The sequence below is a fragment of the Rhizobacter sp. P3_C12 genome (assembly GCF_056402735.1).
In genome coordinates this window covers 74258-91832 of the sequence record NZ_JBFUGW010000002.1, presented here as the reverse complement: position 1 = coordinate 91832, position 17575 = coordinate 74258, and the positions used below count along the sequence as shown (strand labels likewise).

The window sequence follows — 17575 nt, the reverse complement described above, 5'->3', positions numbered from 1 at the left end:
GCTGCGCACGCTGATCGGCCTGGGCGGCCCCGCGCTCGGGCTGCACGTGCTCGCCAGCACCGGCCGCGTCGCCGCAGGCTTTGCGCTCGGCAGCTGGCTCGCGCTCGTGGCCGGCTCGGCGGTCGGGCTGTCGCAGCGCGTCTCGGCCTGGCTCGATCCTTCCGTGCAGGGCCTGCGCGCGATCCCGTCGCTCGCGTGGGTGCCGCTGCTGCTGCTGTGGCTGGGCATAGCCGAGACGCCGAAGATCGTGCTGATCGCGATCGGCGCGTTCTTCCCGGTCTACCTGGGCGTGGCCTCGGGCTTCCGCGGCGTCGACCGCAAGCTGGTCGAGGTCGGTCGGCTGTTCGGCTTCTCGCGCTGGGCGCTGGTGCGGCGCGTGCTGCTGCCGGCCGCGTTGCCGTCGGTGCTGACCGGGCTGCGCAACGGCCTCGGCCTCGCGTGGATGTTCATGGTGGCCGCCGAGCTGATCGCCGCGAGCAGTGGCCTCGGCTACCTGCTGACCGACGGCCGCGAGACCGGCCGCGCCGACATCGTGCTCGCCGCGATCGCACTGCTGGCGCTGCTCGGCAAGCTGAGCGATGGCGCGATGCGCGCGCTGGAGCGCCGGCTGCTGGTGTGGCGCGATGCGTTCGAGCCGGGCGCCTAAATTCTTTTCCTCCTGACTGAATGACCATGAGCTTCCATCGCCGTACCCTGTTGTTGTCCTTCCTCCTCGTGGCCGGGGCCGGCCCCGCCGCCGCGCAGGAGACGATCAAGATCGCCGTCACCGCCGGCCCGCATGCGCAGATCGCCGAGGTGGCGAAGAAGGTCGCCGAGCGCGACGGCCTGAAGCTGCAGATCGTCGAGTTCAACGACTACATCCAGCCCAATGCCGCGCTCGATGCCGGCGACGTGCAGGCCAACAGCTACCAGCACCTGCCGTTCCTGCAGTCGCAGATCCAGGCGCGCGGCTACAGGATCAGTGCGGTCGGCTACACGGTGACCTTCCCGATGGGCTTCTACTCGAAGCGCTACAAGTCGCTGGCCGACCTGCCGGCCGGCGCGAAGGTCGGCATCCAGAACGATCCGTCGAACAGCGGGCGCGCGCTCGCGCTGCTGCAGAAGTACGGCGTGATCAAGCTGAAGCCGAGCGCCGGCATCAGCGCGACGGTGCAGGACGTGGTCGAGAACCCGAAGAAGATCCAGATCGTGCAGGTCGAGGCGGCGCAGCTGCCGCGCTCGCTCGACGACCTGGACGCGAGCGCCATCAACACCAACTACGCGGTGCAGGCGAAGCTGGTGCCCACGCGCGACGCGATCGCGATCGAGGACCCGAAGAACCCGTACGCCAACCTGCTGGCGGTGCGCACCGAGGACAAGGACAAGCCCTGGGTCGCGAAGCTGGTGAAGGCCTTCCAGTCGCCGGAGGTGAAGCAGCTGGTCGAGTCGACTTTCAGCGGGTCGATGGTGCCGGCCTTCTGAGGGTGGGGTCGGGGGGGCTGACTTCGGGCCCGCACAGTGATACTGTGCGGGCGCGTCCGTTGGAGGCCCGCCATGCCAGATACCACCGACACGATAGCCCTCGCTCCCTACGATGCCCGCTGGCCTGCGCTGTTCAAGGCGGAGCAGCAGGCGATCCGCGCCGCGCTCGGGCCGGACATCGAGGTCTGCATCGTGCACATCGGCAGCACCGCGGTGCCGGACCTGCCGGCCAAGCCGATCATCGACATCCTGCTGATCGCCCCGGTGGCGGCGCAGTGGTCGTCGTTCATCGCGCCGCTCGAGGGCCTGGACTACGTGTTCTGGCCCGACAACCCGCGGCGCGACCGCATGTTCTTCGTGAAGGGCATGCCGCCGTACGGCACCGGCCGCACCCACCACGTGCACGTGCGCATGCCGGCCGATGCGCAGGCCGAGTTGCGGTTCCGCGACCAGCTGCGCGCCCACCCCGAGCTGGCCGCCCAGTACCTGGACGTGAAGCGGGCGCTGGCCGCGCGCTACCGCGACGACCGCGAGGCCTACACCGAGGGCAAGTCGCGTTTCATCCGCGAGCTGCTCGCTGCTGCCTGCGTCGACGGCGCATGAAATGGCTGCGCGGGGTGCACGCCGGGCGTGAAGTCTTCGGGCAGCTGGACGGCGATGAGATCGTCGTCCATGCCGGCGACCTGTTCGCCTCCCCTTCTCCCACCGGCGAGCGCATCCCCGTGGCCGGTCTCGAGTGGCTGACGCCGTGCCGGCCGTCGAAGATGATCGCGCTGTGGAACAACTTCGCCGCGGCGGCCGAGAAGAACGGCTGGTCGCGGCCGGCCGAGCCGCTGTACTTTTTGAAGGCAGCGAGCAGCTTCGCGGCGCACGGCCAAACGATTGCGGTGCCGAGCCCGGACATCGGCCGCGTGGCCTACGAGGGCGAACTGGCGATCGTGATCGGACGCCGCGCGAAGGCGGTGCCGCTCGACCTGGCCGTGTCGCACATCTTCGGCTACAGCTGCGCCAACGACGTGACCGCGATGGAGCTGATCGCGCGCGACCCGAGCTTTGCGCAGTGGGCGCGCGCGAAGAGCTTCGACGGATTCGGCATCTTCGGCCCGGTGATCGAGACCGAGTTCGACCCGGCTGCGGGGACACTGCGCACGACGGTGGGCGGCCGCGAGCGCCAGAACTACGCGCTGAACGACATGTTCTTCACGCCGGCCGAGCTGGTGTCGCGCCTGTCGCACGACATGACGCTGGAGCCGGGCGACGTGATCCTGTGCGGCACCTCGCTCGGCGTGCTGCCGATGAAGCCCGGCACGGCCGTCGAGGTCACGATTGACGGCATCGGCACGCTGGCAAACGTTTACGGGGCCAGCTGAGCCGAAGGAAGCGCCTTCTTCATGAAGAAGCGCGCATGGCCCGGCGGATAGCCGTCGATCTGGCCGAAGCAGGCGTAGCCGAGCTTCTCGTAGAAGCCGCGCGCCTGGAACTCGAAGGTGTCGAGCCAGGCGCCGACGCAACCGCGCTCGAGGGCCTCGGCTTCGGCACGCTGCATGATCTGCGTGCCCAGGCCCTGGCCGCGCGCATCGGCCGGTACCACCAGCAGCTGGATGAACAACCACTGGAAGCCGGTGTAGCCCCAGGCGCCGCCGGCGACGTTGCCCTGGTCGTCGTGCACCAGCACCGCGAGCGGCCGGTTGCCGCTGGGACCGGCCTGCGACAGGTTGTACTCGACGAGCGGCGCGAGGATGGCCTGGCGCAGCGCTTCGTCGGTGGACTCGGTGAGGGTCAGCGTGTAGGGCATCGGCATCGGGTGTTCAGAGCATCTTGCGGTAGATCAGGAACCCGGTGTTCGTCGCGACCCCGTCGTACAGCTTCCTCGCGGTCTCGTTGGTCTCCTGCGTCATCCAGTAGACACGGTTGGCGCCGCCCGCCGCCGCGCGCTCGTAGACGCCCTCGATCAGCGCGCGGCCGACGCCGCGCCCGCGTGCAGCCGCCGCCGTGAACAGGTCCTGCAGGTAGCAACTCGGCCCGAGCAGCGTGGTGCTGCGGTGGAACAGGTAGTGCGTCAGGCCGAGCAGCTCGCTGCCGCGCGCAGCCACCAGCGCATGCACCGGTTCGTAGGCATCGAAGAAGCGCGACCAGGTGGTCTGCGTGATCTCGTCGGGCAACGCGGTCGGGCCCTCGCGGCCGTAGAAGGCGTTGTAGCCGTCCCAGAGCGGCTTCCAGGCGGCGAAGTCGTCGCGTGCGACGGGGCGGATCGTGAAGTCGGGTTTCATGGCGGCAGGGTCCGGGTCAGTCGGTGGGTCAGTCGGTGGACATGGCGCGGTGCTTGCGCACCAGCCGCACGAGGGTGTTCCAGGCGCGCGTCGTCAGCGGCGAGCCCAGGCGCTTTTCGAGGAAGGCGTTCGGGCTGCCGGGCGAGGCGCCGAACTTGCGGCTCAGGCTCAGCACCTCGCCGGGCGTGACTGCGATCAGCTCGACATCGCCGCGCGTGGAAGCGAGCGGCAGCGTGGGTGGCACCACGTCGGGCGAATGCAGGAAGGAGACGCAGAACTCGTAGACGCTCGCGCGGTCGATGCCGGCGAACGGGTCGCTCTCGACCAGCGCGGCGAGGTAGTCGACGGTGCGCACGAAGGCCGGCTCCTTCAGGCCGCACCGCGCCTTGAGCAACGCATACGCCCGATCGAACACCTGCCTGGCTTCATCGATCGACGAAGCCGCATAGACCAGCGTGCCATTGGTCAACAGCGAGGCAGCGGATTCGGCCCCCGCGTCCAGGAAAGCGGCTTCCAGCTGCAGCTTCGTCGGGCAGTTCGTCCGCCCGAGGTTCATGTTGCGGAAGAAGACGGCGAAGTCCATGGCGAGGCGTCGCCCATCGTGGCTCAGGGAGCCAGATCCCAATGGAGTTGGCCGTGCAGCACGGCACCCGAAAAGCAAGTCGTTTCGAAGCGGGCGTCAAAAGCGGTCAGGATGTCGCTGTCGTCGTACGACACTCTGTCGACGACGAACCATCCGGGCACATTGCTTCCGCAGCCGATGCCGGGGGCCGACCAAGTCACCGCACCACGTGTCGGCGTCGCTGGCGACAGGGCCTGTGGGTAGTAGCCCGCTGCAAAGTGGCTCTGGAACTGCATGGCGCTGAAGGTTGCGGCACTGCCGGTCGGGCCGTCGATCTGCACCGCGATCACCCCTGATTCATGTCCTGCATCCGCGATCTTGAATGTCGTGCTTTGCGGTGTGTACGTCACCGCTCCCCCGGGGACGGCATTGGTCGGTCCTTCGACGTACAGAAAGCTGCCGCTTGACGGGGTTCTGCCCTCGGCGGGACGCCAAAGATCGGCGGGTGCGCCGACAGGACCGGGCGGCCGCACAGTGTCCTCGATGGACCAGTGGATCTTGCCTCGCAAGGCGGCCTGCTGAGAGCCGCAATGCTGCTCGAATCGCAGATCCAGTGCCGTCAGTCGACCGCTTGGGTCCCAATCGATACGGTCCACCATGTACCAGTCGTTGAAGGCCGGGCACCGGAGCGAGTTCCCGAAGTTATTGAAGGAAAACGCACCGTTGAGAAGCTCGTTGTTGTCGTAGTAGAGGACGAGGTTCTTGTAGTAGCCCGGTTGAATCCTGCCGAGGCCGATCATCGGTCGAAAATTGGCGTCCCAGATGTCGGTCCCGTTGTAGATGCGGATCTTCACGGCATCGTCGGGCCTCTGGGTCTGAATGCGGAAGATGCTGTCGAGCGAGGTGAAAGTCAGCGACTTCCCTTGCAAGACGCTTTCGCCCGCTTGGCTCTCCACGTAGATGTAGTTGCCTTGCGCCGGCACGCTGGTTGCGGCGGCATCCCACAGGCCAGTTGGTGGCGTGGTAGCGGGGCCCGGTGGCAACGTCTTGTCGGCAAACACCCAATTGATACGGGCATGCAATCCGCCGGTGGCCCCTGCGCATTGCTGATCGACCTGAAGGCCCAATTCCGTGATGGTCGACGTGCCAGGCACCTTCACGACGCGCGTCACCACCGCAGTGGCCGGGGTGCCGAGACAAAGAAGGTAGTCCGTGGGGGTGTCATGCAAGACCGTTCCGCTCAGGCGCATTCCCTCGGTGGGCTGAGCCAGGACGTCGGGCAATGCGAAGCTGCCTCGCCATTCGCCGTTGTCATGGACGACCTTGAACGACAAGGTGCCAAAGCTGTTGTAGACAGTGATCAAGGCGTTGTGCAGCGTGTAGCTGAACGATTTGCCATCGCCGATAGGATCCCCGGCCTCGCTGCGGATCTCGGCCGTTGTGCGCGATGTGGAGGCGTCTGTCGACTCCGATCCGCCTCCGCCGCCCCCACCGCAGGCTGCCAATGCCGCGACGCACAACGCCAACGCGGCGCGGCGAATTCCTCCATCCCTCATGCTCGGCTCACTTCTTGTCTTGAAGCGACACACGATAGCAGCTCAACCGCAAGGAGGATTGCTGCTGACAGCGTCGTCGAGGCGCGCCTGTCAGCGCGGACCGTCCGCCTTGCGGTCGACGTCGACCTCGTCCCAGTAGCCCATCACCGACGAGCGCCGGTAGCCCTCGCCCATCAGCCTGACGGCGACGCGGCCGGTCTCGGTGTGCACCGCCACGTCATGCGGGTTCGAGGTGCCCAGCACCAGGTAGCGACACGGCGCCTCGGTGTGGTTGAAGATCGCGTGGCCCGCCTTCTGGCCGGCCGGAAAGCACACGTAATCGCCGGCCGTCATCACATAGGTCTTGTCACCCAGCGTCAGCGTGAGGCTGCCCTCGATCAGGTAGAGGTGCTCTTCCTCGAGCAGGTGGTAGTGCGCCTGGTTGGCCTGGCGGCCCGGCGGCAGCTCCTCCATGGAGACGCTCACCTGCGTGCCGCCGCCGAACGAGCTGAGGTGCCGGTAGCGCATGCCGAAGCGCTCGCCGCGCAGGAACTCCTCGACCGGCACGCGGCTGATCGGGAACGGCTCGAAGATGCCGTCGGCGTTGACCGAGGTGGGCTTGTCAGCCGCCGGGGAACTCATCGCCCGACGCCTACTTGACCCGGTCGCCGTAGCTCACCGCGGTGACCTTGCCGGCTTCCAGCCGCAGCGTCGTGATGAACTGCCCGTAGCCGGGGTTGTAGGTCCACTCGTCGATCTTCTCGCACGGCAGCACGACGGCGGTGCCGGGCGCGCTGGCAGCGACCGACTGCGGGTCGACCGGTTTGCAGAACGAATCGCGGCTGACCGGCTCGCCGCATTTCTGCAGCACACCGGAACGCGGCTCGCCGATGCCGATGATGGCGGAACTGCAGCGCAGCGATTGGGCGGAAGCTGGCGTCGCAGTGGCCGCCAACAAGAATATCGAAGCCAAGGCGACAGGAATAAGGTGCTTGTCCATGGGGCTCCACAGGTCAGTCGGGTGTCGAGAGATTATGTCGTGGCCCAGAGGACTTGATCGAGGTCTTGGCCAACTCTCGAAGACGGCGGCGTACCGCATCAGCTTCTCTTCGTTGCTTCTTGCCTTCACCGGCTTCTCATGGCACTGATTTCCTGAAGTATTCGGGACTTGTTCCAGAGTTCTCCCCCGTAATAAAGAATGCCGTCTTCTGCGAGACGCAGATCATCGATGGCTCTCTCGAACTCGCCAAGCTTGAAGTACGCAAAGGCACGGGCAAAGCTTGCTGTTGACAACTCCCATGAGTCACCGCAGGAATTCATGAGATCAATCGCCGTTGTCAGCTTGTCGATTGCTTGCTGGGAGCGACCGAGTTGAATCAGGACCTCACCCAATTCACAGTAGCAGCTGTGATCCGGAGCGGGCGACTGTTGAATGGCTTGCAAGAGAGATTCCTCTGCACCATTGAAGTCTGAGTCATGCACTTGAAGCATCGCTTTGGTTCGATATGCCAAGGCGCTCTCAGGGTGGTCTGCCAAGACGTCCGCCACAATTGCCTTGGCTTCTTCTGCACGACCATTTCCAAGCATCAACATGGCACGTCGAAGCTTCTTCTCGGTGGAATCCACCAGGGGCTCGGTGCTCAAAAGTATTTCCTTTTCTTCGGAGAAGGAAAGTTGCCAGGGTCAAGCGGATTATTCCCTCCGCATCGTTCCGGTATGCGTCCGAGAATACACGCTTCCAAGCTTCGTCCAGTCACAAGAGGGTCGTACTTGGGATCCCTTCTCGCGGCAACACACCATGCTCGGGCTTCAGTGATAAGTCTGGGGCAGTCATCATCTGGCGGGCAATTCGGTGCAGGAGCGTTTGCGGCTGTGCCGGGGGCTGGAGCAGCCAGCGGCGTTGCATTCGATCCAGGTAGCGACGCGGGGCCAGATGGTTCTTGCGGACCGCTGTTGAAGATCAAGTAGATTCCCGCACTCGCACCGGCCAACGCTGTCCCGACGACGGCGGGCACCGCCCAAGCCGGTGCCGTCGCGATCACTGCCGCAGTCCCCAGCGCTGCAGGGATGGCCAGAAATGCACCGCCTTCGTCCCAGAACAGGCCCTGAGGGTCGACGTATCGCGTGGGACTCGCACCAGCGTAGCCGTATGTGTTGATGCCCCCATTGAGCCCTATGGGGTCGCTCTGTCGGTAGGCTCCTCCGTCTGGCGAGTAGTAGCGGAAATAGTTGTAGAACAACCCGGATTCAGAATCCGCATACTGCCCCGGGAAGCGCAGGTTGAAGGTGAAGCTGCCCAGCCCGTTCGGGGTGACTTCCGGCGCGGTCGTGCCGAAGGGCTCGGCGAACCACCGCCAACGGCTGACATTGTTCTTGTCGACCACAAGCCGCGGTGTGTTCAGGTGGTCGGTGTGGATGTAGTACACGAGCGGCTCGCCACTCGGGTTCGCCGGATCGGGCATGAACATCGCGATCGGCGTGTCGCGCAACCACACGTACTCGCGGATCGCGGCACCGTTCTGGTCGTACTCGCCGAGCAGGTGCCCTGCCTGGTCGTACACGAAGATGACCGTGCTCGCCGGCCCGGTGCTGCTGACCTTGCGCACCCGCTGCCCGAAGGCGTTGTAGGTGTAGGTCGTCGTCACGCCGCCCTTGGTGATCGTCGCGAGCTGCCCCCGCAGGTTGTAGGTGGCGGTGTAGCCGGCGCTGTCGCTGATCGTGTTCCCGGCGTTGTCGTAGCCGAGGCTGCGTGCCGGGTTCGTGATGCTCGTGAGCCGGTTGCTGGTCGCCTCCACGTTGTACGCGCTCAGGTCGCCGTTCAAGCTCAGGCTTGCGCGGTTGCCGCTGGGATCGTAGGAGATCGACCAGCTCGACGTGGCCGTCGTGATGCCGGTGAGCCGGTCGTTCTCGTCGTGCGTGAAGGCTTGGTCGAGCGCCGGCTGCGGCGTGCCGTCGGGCAGCAGATGCGTGAAACTCGTGATGCGGCTTGCTTCGTCATACCGCACGTCGCGGTACGCAGGGCCAAGCCGGTAGCGCGTGATGCGCCCGCTCAGGTCATAAAAGCGCTCGTGCGGCAGCGGACCGCCGGCGGTGTTCCACTGCCAGCTACTCACCGCCCACTCGAACGGTTCCCAGCGTACGCCGGTGATCAGCGCCACCGCGGTGCTGCTTGCATCCTTGGCCAGGCTGACCGCCTGTACCCGCCCGCGCAACAGCGTCAGCGAGGCGACCCGGCCGGACGGATAGGTGGTGCTGCTCAGGTCACCGAGCGTGTAGCCGTAGGCCACCACGTGGGTGAGCTGCGCCGTGTTCGCCCCAGTGGCTTCCAGCACGCGCTGCGTGTCGCTGACGACCCGCCCGCGCCCCTCGTAGCGGTACTGGCTCGAGCCCGCCGGGTGGGCGGTACTGGTCAGGCGGCCGATGCCGTACGCGAAGCCGGGACCGGTCTGGCTGTAGGTCCAGGTCACCGATTCGCTCGGCTGGCCGCTGAGCGTGGACACAGCACCCGTCGGCCGATCGGCTGCATCGTAGGAATAGCTCGTCAGCACGCCGCGGCTGTCGGTGCGGGTGAGAGGGTTGCCGATCTCGTTGAACGTGTGGCTGGCACGACCGGTGTCGGGGCTGATCAGCTGCGTCGCGTTGCCGAAGCCGTCGCGCGGGTACTGCGTGACGAGGTTGCGCGGGTCGGTGACCTTCGTGGTTCGATCCCCGCCGTCGTACTCGAAACTCGTCTTGCCGCTCTTCGGATCGGTGTGGTCCTTCACCCGGTACAACGGGTCGTAGCTGAACCTGGTCTCCAGGTTCAACGTGCCGGCGCCTCGGGTGATCTTGGTGCGATTGCCCTGAGCATCGTATTCATAGGTCGTCACCGGCGTCGGCGAGACGGGAGGCGGTGGTAGTCCCTGCGCATGCGCTGCCGCAGCGATGAACAGGGCGACCATGCCGATCAACGCCGTCCACTGAAAACCGGAACGCGCACCTGCACGTCGACGCGCATGCGAAATGCCTTGTGTGCTTTGCATGGAATCCTCCCTGTCTTTCGTCAATCGGTCGCTGCACGAACGGGCGCGCAGTCTCGCTGACTTTTCTTTGTGACGTGGAGTGTACGAATGACCAGGGTCTGTGCTGTGACAGATACCGGCATCGGAAAAACAGATGGCAGGTGGGCAGGGTTCAGCTATGCCGGCGAAACCGCGAGTTTGCCCGCCTGTTGCGCCAGCGTCTGCGCCAGCAGACCCGCCACCGCATACACCGCCTCGATGTTCGGCGCCGGTGTCTGCGTGATCTGCGCGAGCTCGACCACCGAGCCCACCAGCGCCTGCAGCTCCAGCGCGCGGCCGTGCTCCACGTCCTGCAGCATCGAGGTCTTGTGCGCGCCCACCGCCTCGGCGCCGCCGATGCGCTTGTCCAGCGAGATCTTGAACTCCACGCCCAGCTTCTCGCCGATCGCCTGGGCCTCGGTCATCATCCGCGCCGCGAGCTGGCGCGTCGCCGGGAAGCGGCAGATGTCCTGCAGCGTCGCATGCGTCAGCGCGCTGATCGGGTTGAAGCTCAGGTTGCCCCACAGCTTGACCCAGATCTCGCCGCGGATGTCCTTGGACACCGGCGACTTGAAGCCGGCGCGCATCATCGCCTGCGACAGCGCCTCGATGCGCTCGCTGCGCGAGCCGTCGAGCTCGCCCAGCGTGAAGCGGTTGCCCTCGACCACCCGCACCACGCCCGGCTCGACCAGCTCCGAGGCCGGGTAGACGATGCCGCCGATCACGCGCTCGGCCTCGATGTGCGCGCCGATCACGCCGCCGGGGTCGACGCTCTCGAGCGAGCGCCCTTCATACGGCCCGGCCAGCTTGTGGAAGTACCACCACGGCAGCCCGTTGATCATCGTGACCACCAGCGTGTGCGGGCCGAACAGCTCGCGCAACTCGGGCAGCACGTCCTTCACCTGGTGCGCCTTCAGCGTCAGCAGCACCACATCCTGCGGGCCGGCCTCGGCCATGCGCTGCACCGCCCGCAGGTTGCGCGCGACCTGCTCGCGGCCGTCTTCCTCGATCAGCCTGAAGCCGTTCGCGTTGATGGCCGCCAGGTTGCGGTTGCGGGCGATGAAGGTGACCTCTTCGCCGGCCAGTGCCAGCCGGGCCCCCAGGTAGCCGCCGATGGCACCGGCGCCGACGATCGCGAATTTCAAGGCTGTCCTTTCAAGGATGGTCTCCGGCCGGTGCGGCCGCGCGCTCGCGCGCCAAGGCCCTCTCGCGCGCCAGCGTCCGCACCCGCTGCACCGCCGGCCACAGCAGGATCACCAGCGCCAGCGCCGTGATGCCGCCCACCAGCGGGTTCGACCAGAAGATCGAGAGTTTGCCCTGAGACGCGAGCATCGACTGCCGGAAGCTCGCCTCGGCCATGTCGCCCAGCACCAGCGCGAGCACCATCGGCGCCAGCGGGTAGCGCAGCTTCTTGAAGACGTAGCCGACGACGCCGAACACCAGCATCATCACCACGTCGAACATCGCGCTGTGCACCGTGTACGCGCCGATCGCGCAGATCACGATGATCACCGGCGCGATCACCGAGAACGGGATGCGCAGGATCGCCGCCCACCACGGCACCGTCGTCAGCACCACGATCAGCCCGACCAGGTTGCCGAGGTACATCGACGCGATCAGCCCCCAGACGAAATCCTTCTGCTCGATGAACAGCATCGGCCCCGGCTGCAGCCCCCAGATCAGCAGGCCGCCCAGCAGCACGGCCGCGGTCGGCGAGCCGGGGATGCCCAGCGTCAGCATCGGCAGCAGCGCCGAGGTGCCGGCCGCGTGCGCCGCGGTCTCGGGCGCGATCACGCCCTGGATCTGCCCCTTGCCGAAGCTCTGCGGGTCGTCGGACATGCGGCGCGCCATGCCGTAGCTCATGAACGAGGCCGGCGTCGCGCCGCCCGGCGTGATGCCCATCCAGCAGCCGATCGCGGTCGAGCGCAGGAAGGTCTTCCAGTGCCGCGCGAGCTCGCCCCAGGTCTCCCACACCACCTTGAAGTTGATCTTCGCGCTCTTGCCCTTGAAGGCCAGGCCCTCCTCCATCGTCAGCAGGATCTCGCCGATGCCGAACAGCCCGATCACCGCGATCAGGAAGTCGAAGCCCTTCAGCAGCTCGGGCACGCCGAAGGTCATGCGCAGCTGGCCGGTCACGCTGTCCATGCCGACCGCGGCGAGCGCGAAGCCGAGCATCATCGACGCGATGGTCTTGGCCGCCGGCTCCTTGCTGGTGCCGACGAAGCTGCAGAAGGTGAGCAGCTGCACCGCGAAGAACTCCGGCGGGCCGAACTTCAGCGCGAACTTCGCGAGCAGCGGCGCGAGGAAGGTGATCAGCACCACCGCGAACAGCGCGCCGACGAACGACGAGGTGAATGCCGCCGTCAGCGCCTGCGCCGCGCGGCCCTGCTGCGCCATCGGGTAGCCGTCGAAGGTGGTGGCGACCGACCACGGCTCGCCGGGGATGTTGAACAGGATCGACGTGATCGCCCCGCCGAACAGCGCCCCCCAGTAGATGCACGACAGCATGATGATCGCCGACGTGGGGTTCATCGAGAACGTGAGCGGCAGCAGGATCGCGACGCCATTGGCGCCGCCCAGCCCCGGCAGCACGCCGATCAGCACGCCCAGCGTGAGGCCGATCAGCATGAAGCCGAGGTTGGGCAGCGTGAGGGCCACGCCGAAGCCGTGCATCAGGTTGGTGACTTCTTCCATGCGCTTCTCTCCCTGTGGGTTCTTGTGTGCGCGGGCGGAGGAACTTCTGCAGCCTGGGCTAGAGACCGAACAGGTGCTCGATCGGCCCCTTCGGCAGCGGCACCAGGAACCACTTCTCGAACACCGCGAACAGCAGCAGCGGCACGCCGACCGACACCGCCGCGGTGAGCGGCCAGCGGTAATGCCCGTGGCGGCGCATGAAGTAGCCGATCAGCAGCGTCGATGCGAGGTAGATGCCGAGCCCCCAGATCAGCGCGACGTACGCCACCATCGGCAGCAGCACCGCGACCACCATGCGCAGTTGCGCGTGCTCGGCGAACACCGGGTCGGGCTGCTTGCGGCGGCGGAACTCGCCGAACAGGATGCTGCCCGCCGCCGCGAGCAGCAGCAGCCCGATGTAGAACGGGAAGTAGCCGGCGCGCGGGCCGTCGTCGGCCCAGCCGATGCCCACGCGCAGGCTGTCGACGATCACCACCAGCGCGATCGCGGCCAGCACGCCGGCCATGCCGACCTCCGGCCACCGCTTGCCAACCGTTGCGGAATCAGGTTCGCTCATGCATCACCTCGTTGTGGGGTGGGGCCTTGGGTCTACTGAGCCAGAAAACCGGCCTGCTTCATCAGCTCGCGGTGCATCTGCTCGTTCTTCCCGAGCCAGTCGACGTACTCCTGCCCGCTCATGAAGGTCTGCTTGAACGCACCCTTGTCCATGAAGTCCTTCCACTCCGGCAGCGCGCGCACCTTCTTGAACAGCTCGACGTAGAACGCCACCTGCTCCGGCGTCGCGCCTGGCGGCATGAAGATGCCGCGCAGCATCAGGTAGTCGACCGGCACGCCGGCCGAGGCGCAGGTGGGGATGTCGTTCCAGCTCTGCGTCGGCGTCAGCTTGGCGGTGTACGGCAGCTTGTCCTTGTCCATCACGCACAGAGCGCGCAGCTTGCCGGCGCGCCAGTGCGATTCGGCCTCGATCGGGTTGTTGACCGTCGAGTCGACGTGCTTGCCCACCAGCTGCACCGCGACGTCGCCGCCGCCCTTGTACGGGATGTAGGTGAGCTTTTTACCGACTGCCTTCTCGAGCATCGCGGTGATGATCTGGTCTTCCTGCTTCGAGCCGGTGCCGCCCATCTTGAAGCTGTTGGCCGGCTGCGCCTTGATCGCGTCGATGTACTCCTTCGCGGTCTTGTACGGCGACTCGGCGTTGATCCACAGCACGAACTCGTCCTGCGCGAGCATCGCCACCGGCGTCAGGTCGCGCCAGTTGAACGGCACGCCGGTCGCGAGCGGCGTCGTGTACAGGTTCGACAGCGTGATGACGATCTTGTGCGCATCGCCCTTCGCGCCCTTCACGTCGAGGAAGCCCTCGGCGCCGGCGCCGCCCGCCTTGTTGACGACGATGATCGGCTGCTTCATCAGGTTGTTCTTCGCGACCACGCCCTGGATGAAGCGGGCCATCTGGTCGGCGCCGCCGCCGGTGCCGGCCGGCACGACGAACTCCACCGGCTTGGCGGGCTCCCAGGCCTGTGCCGCCCCGCCCGCGCCCATCGCCCACAGCGCCATCGCGGCCGCCGCCCACTGCTTGAACTGCTGGTACTTCAAGATCGCTCCTTGTGGTTGTCACACTGGGGGGAATCGCCCCCGGGGTCCATCGGTGTCGTTCTTGTGGGTGCGGCCGCCAACGCCCTCACGGACGCCGACCGCGGGCGACCGGCAGGGTTCGCCCGGGAAGAAAACGGTATCAGCCGAGGCCGAGCTTTTGCGCGAGGCCGATGCGCTGCAGCTTGCCGGTGGCGCCCTTCGGGATCTCGTCCATGAAGAGGATCTTCTTCGGCACCTTGTAGTCGGCGGCCCGCGTGCTGACGAAGGCCTGCAGCTCGCGCTCGGTGGCCGGCTGGCCCTCGCGCAGCACGACGACCGCGGCGACCYCCTCGCCGAGCTTCGGGTGCGGCATGCCGAAGCACACCACCTGGGCGACGGCCGGGTGGTCCATCAGGATCTCGTCGACCTCGCGCGGGCTGACCTTCTCGCCGCCGCGGTTGATGATCTCCTTGAGCCGCCCGGTCAGGCTGATGTAGCCGTCGGTGTCCATCGTGCCCTGGTCGCCGGTGCGGAACCAGCCGTTCGTGAAGCCCTCGGCATTGGCCTTCGGGTTGTTCTCGTAGCCGCGCGTCACGTTGGCGCCGCGGATCACGATCTCGCCGATGCCGCCGGCCGGCAGCAGATTGCCGTCCTCGGCCATGATGGCCACCTCGGGGCCGGCCGCGAGACCCACCGCGCCGGGCTTGCGCGCCTTCGGCGGCAGCGGGTTCGACGCCATCTGGTGCGTCGCCTCGGTCATGCCGTAGGCCTCGATCAGCGGCGCGCCGAACACCTCCTCGAGCTCGCGGATCACCTGCGGCGGCATCGACGACGACGACGAGCGCAGGAAGCGCAGCGGATGGCGCTGGATCACGTCGGCGTTCTTGCCGGCGCGCGACAGGATGGCCTGGTGCATGGTCGGAACCGCCGTGTACCAGGTGGGCTTCGCCTCATCCATCCAGCCGAAGAACTTCAGCGCATTGAAGCCCGGCGTGCAGAACACCTGCGAGCCGGCCGACAGCGGCGCGAGCACGCCGGCGATCAGGCCGTGGATGTGGAACAGCGGCATGATGTTCAGCCCGCGGTCGGCGGGGGTGAACGCGAGCGTGCCGCGGATGTTGGTGGCCGAGGCGCACAGGTTGCGCTGCGACAGCGGCACGATCTTCGGGCGCGAGGTGGTGCCGGAGGTGTGCAGCACCATCGAGACGTCGTCGGGCTCGGCCCACGCGGGTTCGGCGGCCGATGCCGCGATGGCGCCGTCGCGCGGCTCCAGCACGAAGCTGCCGGCGCTTGCGCCTTCATGCACCACCAGGTCGATCACGCGCACCCCGAGCCTGGAGGCCACGTCGATCGCCGGCGAGGCGCTGCCGCGCTCGACGACCAGCGCCTTCGCGTTCAGGTCGGACAGGTAGAACTCGAACTCGTCGGCGCGGTAGGCCGGGTTGAGCGGTGCGCTGGTCACGCCGCAGGCGCAGGCGACGAAGCAGGTCGCCATCTCGGGGCCGTTGTTCAGCACGATCGCCACGCGGTCGTTGCGGGCGATGCCCAGGCCGTTGAGCCGGGCGAGCGTCTCGGCGATCAGCCGGCGCAGTTCGCGGTACCGCAGGGGCGGCCGGTCGGGGGCGGAGATGGCAACGTCATCGTCGACGCCGGTGGCAAGCAGATCCTTCAAGCTGTGGGACATCGGTGCCTCGCTAGATGGGAACGAGGCCGCGCGTCGACGACGCACGCCCCCCAACGTGGTGTGTTTCTACTTGTTGTCGGGGGCGAGTGTGCCGCACGAACCCGGCGACTGGCAAGAACCGGGGGATCCCCGATCGTCGCCAGGCCCGGGCGTGTCAGGAAATCAAGGCTTGTTCGGCTGCGGCGTCAGCCGCAGGTACGGCGTCACCGCCGTGTAGCCCTTCGGGAACTTCTTCTTGATCAGCTCGGGATCCTGCAGCGACGGCACGATCACGACATCGTCGCCGTCCTTCCAGTTGCCCGGCGTCGCGACGCTGTGCGAATCGGTCAGCTGCAGCGAATCGATCACGCGCAGGATCTCGTCGAAGTTGCGGCCGGTGCTGGCCGGGTAGGTGATCGTCAGGCGGATCTTCTTGGCCGGGTCGATCACGAACAGCGAGCGCACGGTGGCCGTGGTGCTCGCGTTCGGGTGGATCAGGTCGTACAGCTCGGCCACCTTGCGGTCGGCGTCGGCCAGGATCGGAAAGTTGACCCGCGTCTTCTGCGTCGTGTTGATGTCCTGGATCCACTTCGTGTGCGAATCGACCGGGTCGACGCTCAGCGCGATGGCCTTCACGTTGCGCTTCGTGAACTCGTCCTTCAGCTTGGCGGTCAGGCCGAGCTCGGTGGTGCACACCGGCGTGAAATCTGCGGGGTGCGAGAACAGCACGCCCCAGCTGTCGCCCAGCCACTTGTGGAAGCTGATCGGGCCGTCGGAGGATTGCTGTTCGAAGTCGGGGGCGATGTCGCCCAGTCGCAAGCTCATGGTGGTCTCCTGGTGATGGGTGGAAGGCTGCGAAGTTGGGTCCGCCTAGACGGCGAACGAGAACTCGTGCAGCGCGGCGCGCTCCGGCCGGCGCGATTGCTCGACACGGTGGATCAGGAACTCGGTCAGCTTCTTCGCCGCCGGCAACGGGCCGAAGCCCGCCTCGGCATTGATGTGGCCGGCGTCGCCGAGGTTCACGAAGCCGCTGCCCCAGGCCTGGGCGAACGATTCTGCTCTCGACGCGCTCATCCACGGATCGGTGTCGCTCGCGAGCAGCGTGGCCGGCAGGCGCAGGCGCTGGCGCAGCGGCCGATCGTCGAGCGCGAAGCGGCCCGGGTCGGCCGGCGCCACCAGCAGCGCGCCGCGCACGCCGTGGGCGGTGCGACCGCAGGTCGACAGCACGTGGTGCGCGAGCGCCAGGCAGCCGAAGCTGTGCGCCACCGCGACCCACGGCCCGAGCGGCTCGGCGGCGATCGTCTCGCCGATGCGGGTGGCCCAGGTCTCGAGGTCGGCGGTGTCCCAGTCGTCCTGCTCGACGCGCAGCGCGCGTCGGAAGTGGCTTTGCAGCCAGCTCTGCCAATGCGCCGGACCACTGCCGCGCAGGCCGGGGATCACCAGCACGCGCACCGGGCTGCCGTGGAATGCCATCGCGGGGTCTCCTTCAGCGGGCGGTCAGAGCGTCGCGATCGACACCTCGGTGGACTTGACCAGCGCGATCACGTCCTTGCCGACCGCGAGCTTCAGCTCCTTCACCGAACGCGTCGTGATGACCGACGTGACGATCAGGCCGGACGGCGTCTCGACGTCGATCTCGGACACGACCGGTCCTTCGATGATTTCCTTGACCTTGCCGCGGAACTGGTTGCGCACGTTGATGGCGGTGATGCTCATGAGTGACCTCGGGGTGAGAGTGAGCGTCGATGATGGGCACGCGGCCCGGCCGTCGCAACGAA

General features: G+C 66.9%; 20 protein-coding genes. 4 read left to right on the top strand and 16 right to left on the bottom strand.

What is annotated here, in order from left to right; all coding sequences use genetic code 11:
* The 4 genes from AC1DXV_RS01000 to AC1DXV_RS00985 form a co-directional block, all read left to right on the top strand.
* Positions 1 to 646 (top strand): ABC transporter permease (locus AC1DXV_RS01000; protein WP_477932128.1); only part of this gene is annotated, 646 nt, incomplete at its 5' end.
* Between the two features lie 26 nt (positions 647 to 672).
* Positions 673 to 1461 carry a MetQ/NlpA family ABC transporter substrate-binding protein gene (locus AC1DXV_RS00995; RefSeq protein ID WP_477864845.1) on the top strand — a complete coding sequence of 263 codons (789 nt, stop codon included), beginning with the start codon at positions 673 to 675 and terminating at the stop codon, positions 1459 to 1461.
* Positions 1462 to 1533: 72 nt separating this feature from the next.
* Positions 1534 to 2064 carry a GrpB family protein gene (locus AC1DXV_RS00990; protein WP_477838353.1) on the top strand — a complete coding sequence of 177 codons (531 nt, stop codon included), beginning with the start codon at positions 1534 to 1536 and terminating at the stop codon, positions 2062 to 2064.
* Positions 2061 to 2831 carry a fumarylacetoacetate hydrolase family protein gene (locus AC1DXV_RS00985; RefSeq protein ID WP_477864846.1) on the top strand — a complete coding sequence of 257 codons (771 nt, stop codon included), beginning with the start codon at positions 2061 to 2063 and terminating at the stop codon, positions 2829 to 2831. The genes AC1DXV_RS00990 and AC1DXV_RS00985 overlap by 4 nt, the downstream gene beginning before the upstream one ends.
* Here AC1DXV_RS00985 and AC1DXV_RS00980 read toward each other — a convergent pair.
* From AC1DXV_RS00980 to AC1DXV_RS00905, 16 genes are all read right to left on the bottom strand, one after another.
* A complete protein-coding gene (locus tag AC1DXV_RS00980; protein WP_477864850.1) occupies positions 2816 to 3256 on the bottom strand; it encodes a GNAT family N-acetyltransferase in 441 nt (146 codons plus the stop codon). The genes AC1DXV_RS00985 and AC1DXV_RS00980 overlap by 16 nt on opposite strands.
* A gap of 13 nt (positions 3257 to 3269) precedes the next feature.
* A complete protein-coding gene (locus AC1DXV_RS00975) occupies positions 3270 to 3731 on the bottom strand; it encodes a GNAT family N-acetyltransferase (RefSeq protein ID WP_477864847.1) in 462 nt (153 codons plus the stop codon).
* A gap of 28 nt (positions 3732 to 3759) precedes the next feature.
* A complete protein-coding gene (locus AC1DXV_RS00970; protein ID WP_477932126.1) occupies positions 3760 to 4314 on the bottom strand; it encodes a DUF1697 domain-containing protein in 555 nt (184 codons plus the stop codon).
* A 23-nt stretch (positions 4315 to 4337) separates the two neighbouring features.
* On the bottom strand, positions 4338 to 5849 hold the full coding sequence (locus AC1DXV_RS00965) for a hypothetical protein (RefSeq protein WP_477865130.1): 1512 nt from the start codon (positions 5847 to 5849) through the stop codon (positions 4338 to 4340).
* 90 nt (positions 5850 to 5939) lie between these two features.
* Positions 5940 to 6470 (bottom strand): cupin domain-containing protein, encoded by a 531-nt coding sequence (locus tag AC1DXV_RS00960; RefSeq protein WP_477865131.1) that lies wholly within the window; start codon positions 6468 to 6470, stop codon positions 5940 to 5942.
* Between the two features lie 10 nt (positions 6471 to 6480).
* A complete protein-coding gene (locus AC1DXV_RS00955; RefSeq protein WP_477932124.1) occupies positions 6481 to 6828 on the bottom strand; it encodes a DUF2845 domain-containing protein in 348 nt (115 codons plus the stop codon).
* 125 nt (positions 6829 to 6953) lie between these two features.
* Complete coding sequence (locus AC1DXV_RS00950) at positions 6954 to 7454, bottom strand: tetratricopeptide repeat protein (protein ID WP_477865133.1); 501 nt, start codon at positions 7452 to 7454, stop codon at positions 6954 to 6956.
* Between the two features lie 14 nt (positions 7455 to 7468).
* A complete protein-coding gene (locus tag AC1DXV_RS00945) occupies positions 7469 to 9850 on the bottom strand; it encodes an RHS repeat domain-containing protein (RefSeq protein WP_477932122.1) in 2382 nt (793 codons plus the stop codon).
* A 155-nt stretch (positions 9851 to 10005) separates the two neighbouring features.
* The gene (locus AC1DXV_RS00940) at positions 10006 to 11013 is read right to left on the bottom strand and encodes a 2-dehydropantoate 2-reductase (RefSeq protein WP_477865135.1); all 1008 of its coding nucleotides are present in this window, start codon (positions 11011 to 11013) and stop codon (positions 10006 to 10008) included.
* A 10-nt stretch (positions 11014 to 11023) separates the two neighbouring features.
* Positions 11024 to 12562 carry a tripartite tricarboxylate transporter permease gene (locus AC1DXV_RS00935; protein WP_477865136.1) on the bottom strand — a complete coding sequence of 513 codons (1539 nt, stop codon included), beginning with the start codon at positions 12560 to 12562 and terminating at the stop codon, positions 11024 to 11026.
* A 58-nt stretch (positions 12563 to 12620) separates the two neighbouring features.
* Positions 12621 to 13118 (bottom strand): tripartite tricarboxylate transporter TctB family protein, encoded by a 498-nt coding sequence (locus tag AC1DXV_RS00930; protein WP_477865137.1) that lies wholly within the window; start codon positions 13116 to 13118, stop codon positions 12621 to 12623.
* A gap of 32 nt (positions 13119 to 13150) precedes the next feature.
* Positions 13151 to 14116, bottom strand: a complete 966-nt coding sequence (locus AC1DXV_RS00925; protein ID WP_477865142.1) for a Bug family tripartite tricarboxylate transporter substrate binding protein — start codon at positions 14114 to 14116, stop codon at positions 13151 to 13153.
* A gap of 178 nt (positions 14117 to 14294) precedes the next feature.
* Positions 14295 to 15818 carry an acyl--CoA ligase gene (locus AC1DXV_RS00920; RefSeq protein WP_477932120.1) on the bottom strand — a complete coding sequence of 508 codons (1524 nt, stop codon included), beginning with the start codon at positions 15816 to 15818 and terminating at the stop codon, positions 14295 to 14297.
* 162 nt (positions 15819 to 15980) lie between these two features.
* Positions 15981 to 16622: a peroxiredoxin gene (locus tag AC1DXV_RS00915; RefSeq protein ID WP_477865139.1), complete on the bottom strand. Its 642-nt coding sequence runs from the start codon at positions 16620 to 16622 to the stop codon at positions 15981 to 15983.
* A 45-nt stretch (positions 16623 to 16667) separates the two neighbouring features.
* A complete protein-coding gene (locus AC1DXV_RS00910; protein ID WP_477865140.1) occupies positions 16668 to 17270 on the bottom strand; it encodes an RBBP9/YdeN family alpha/beta hydrolase in 603 nt (200 codons plus the stop codon).
* 24 nt (positions 17271 to 17294) lie between these two features.
* Positions 17295 to 17513: a TOBE domain-containing protein gene (locus AC1DXV_RS00905; RefSeq protein ID WP_047503889.1), complete on the bottom strand. Its 219-nt coding sequence runs from the start codon at positions 17511 to 17513 to the stop codon at positions 17295 to 17297.
* Positions 17514 to 17575: the final 62 nt, after the last annotated feature.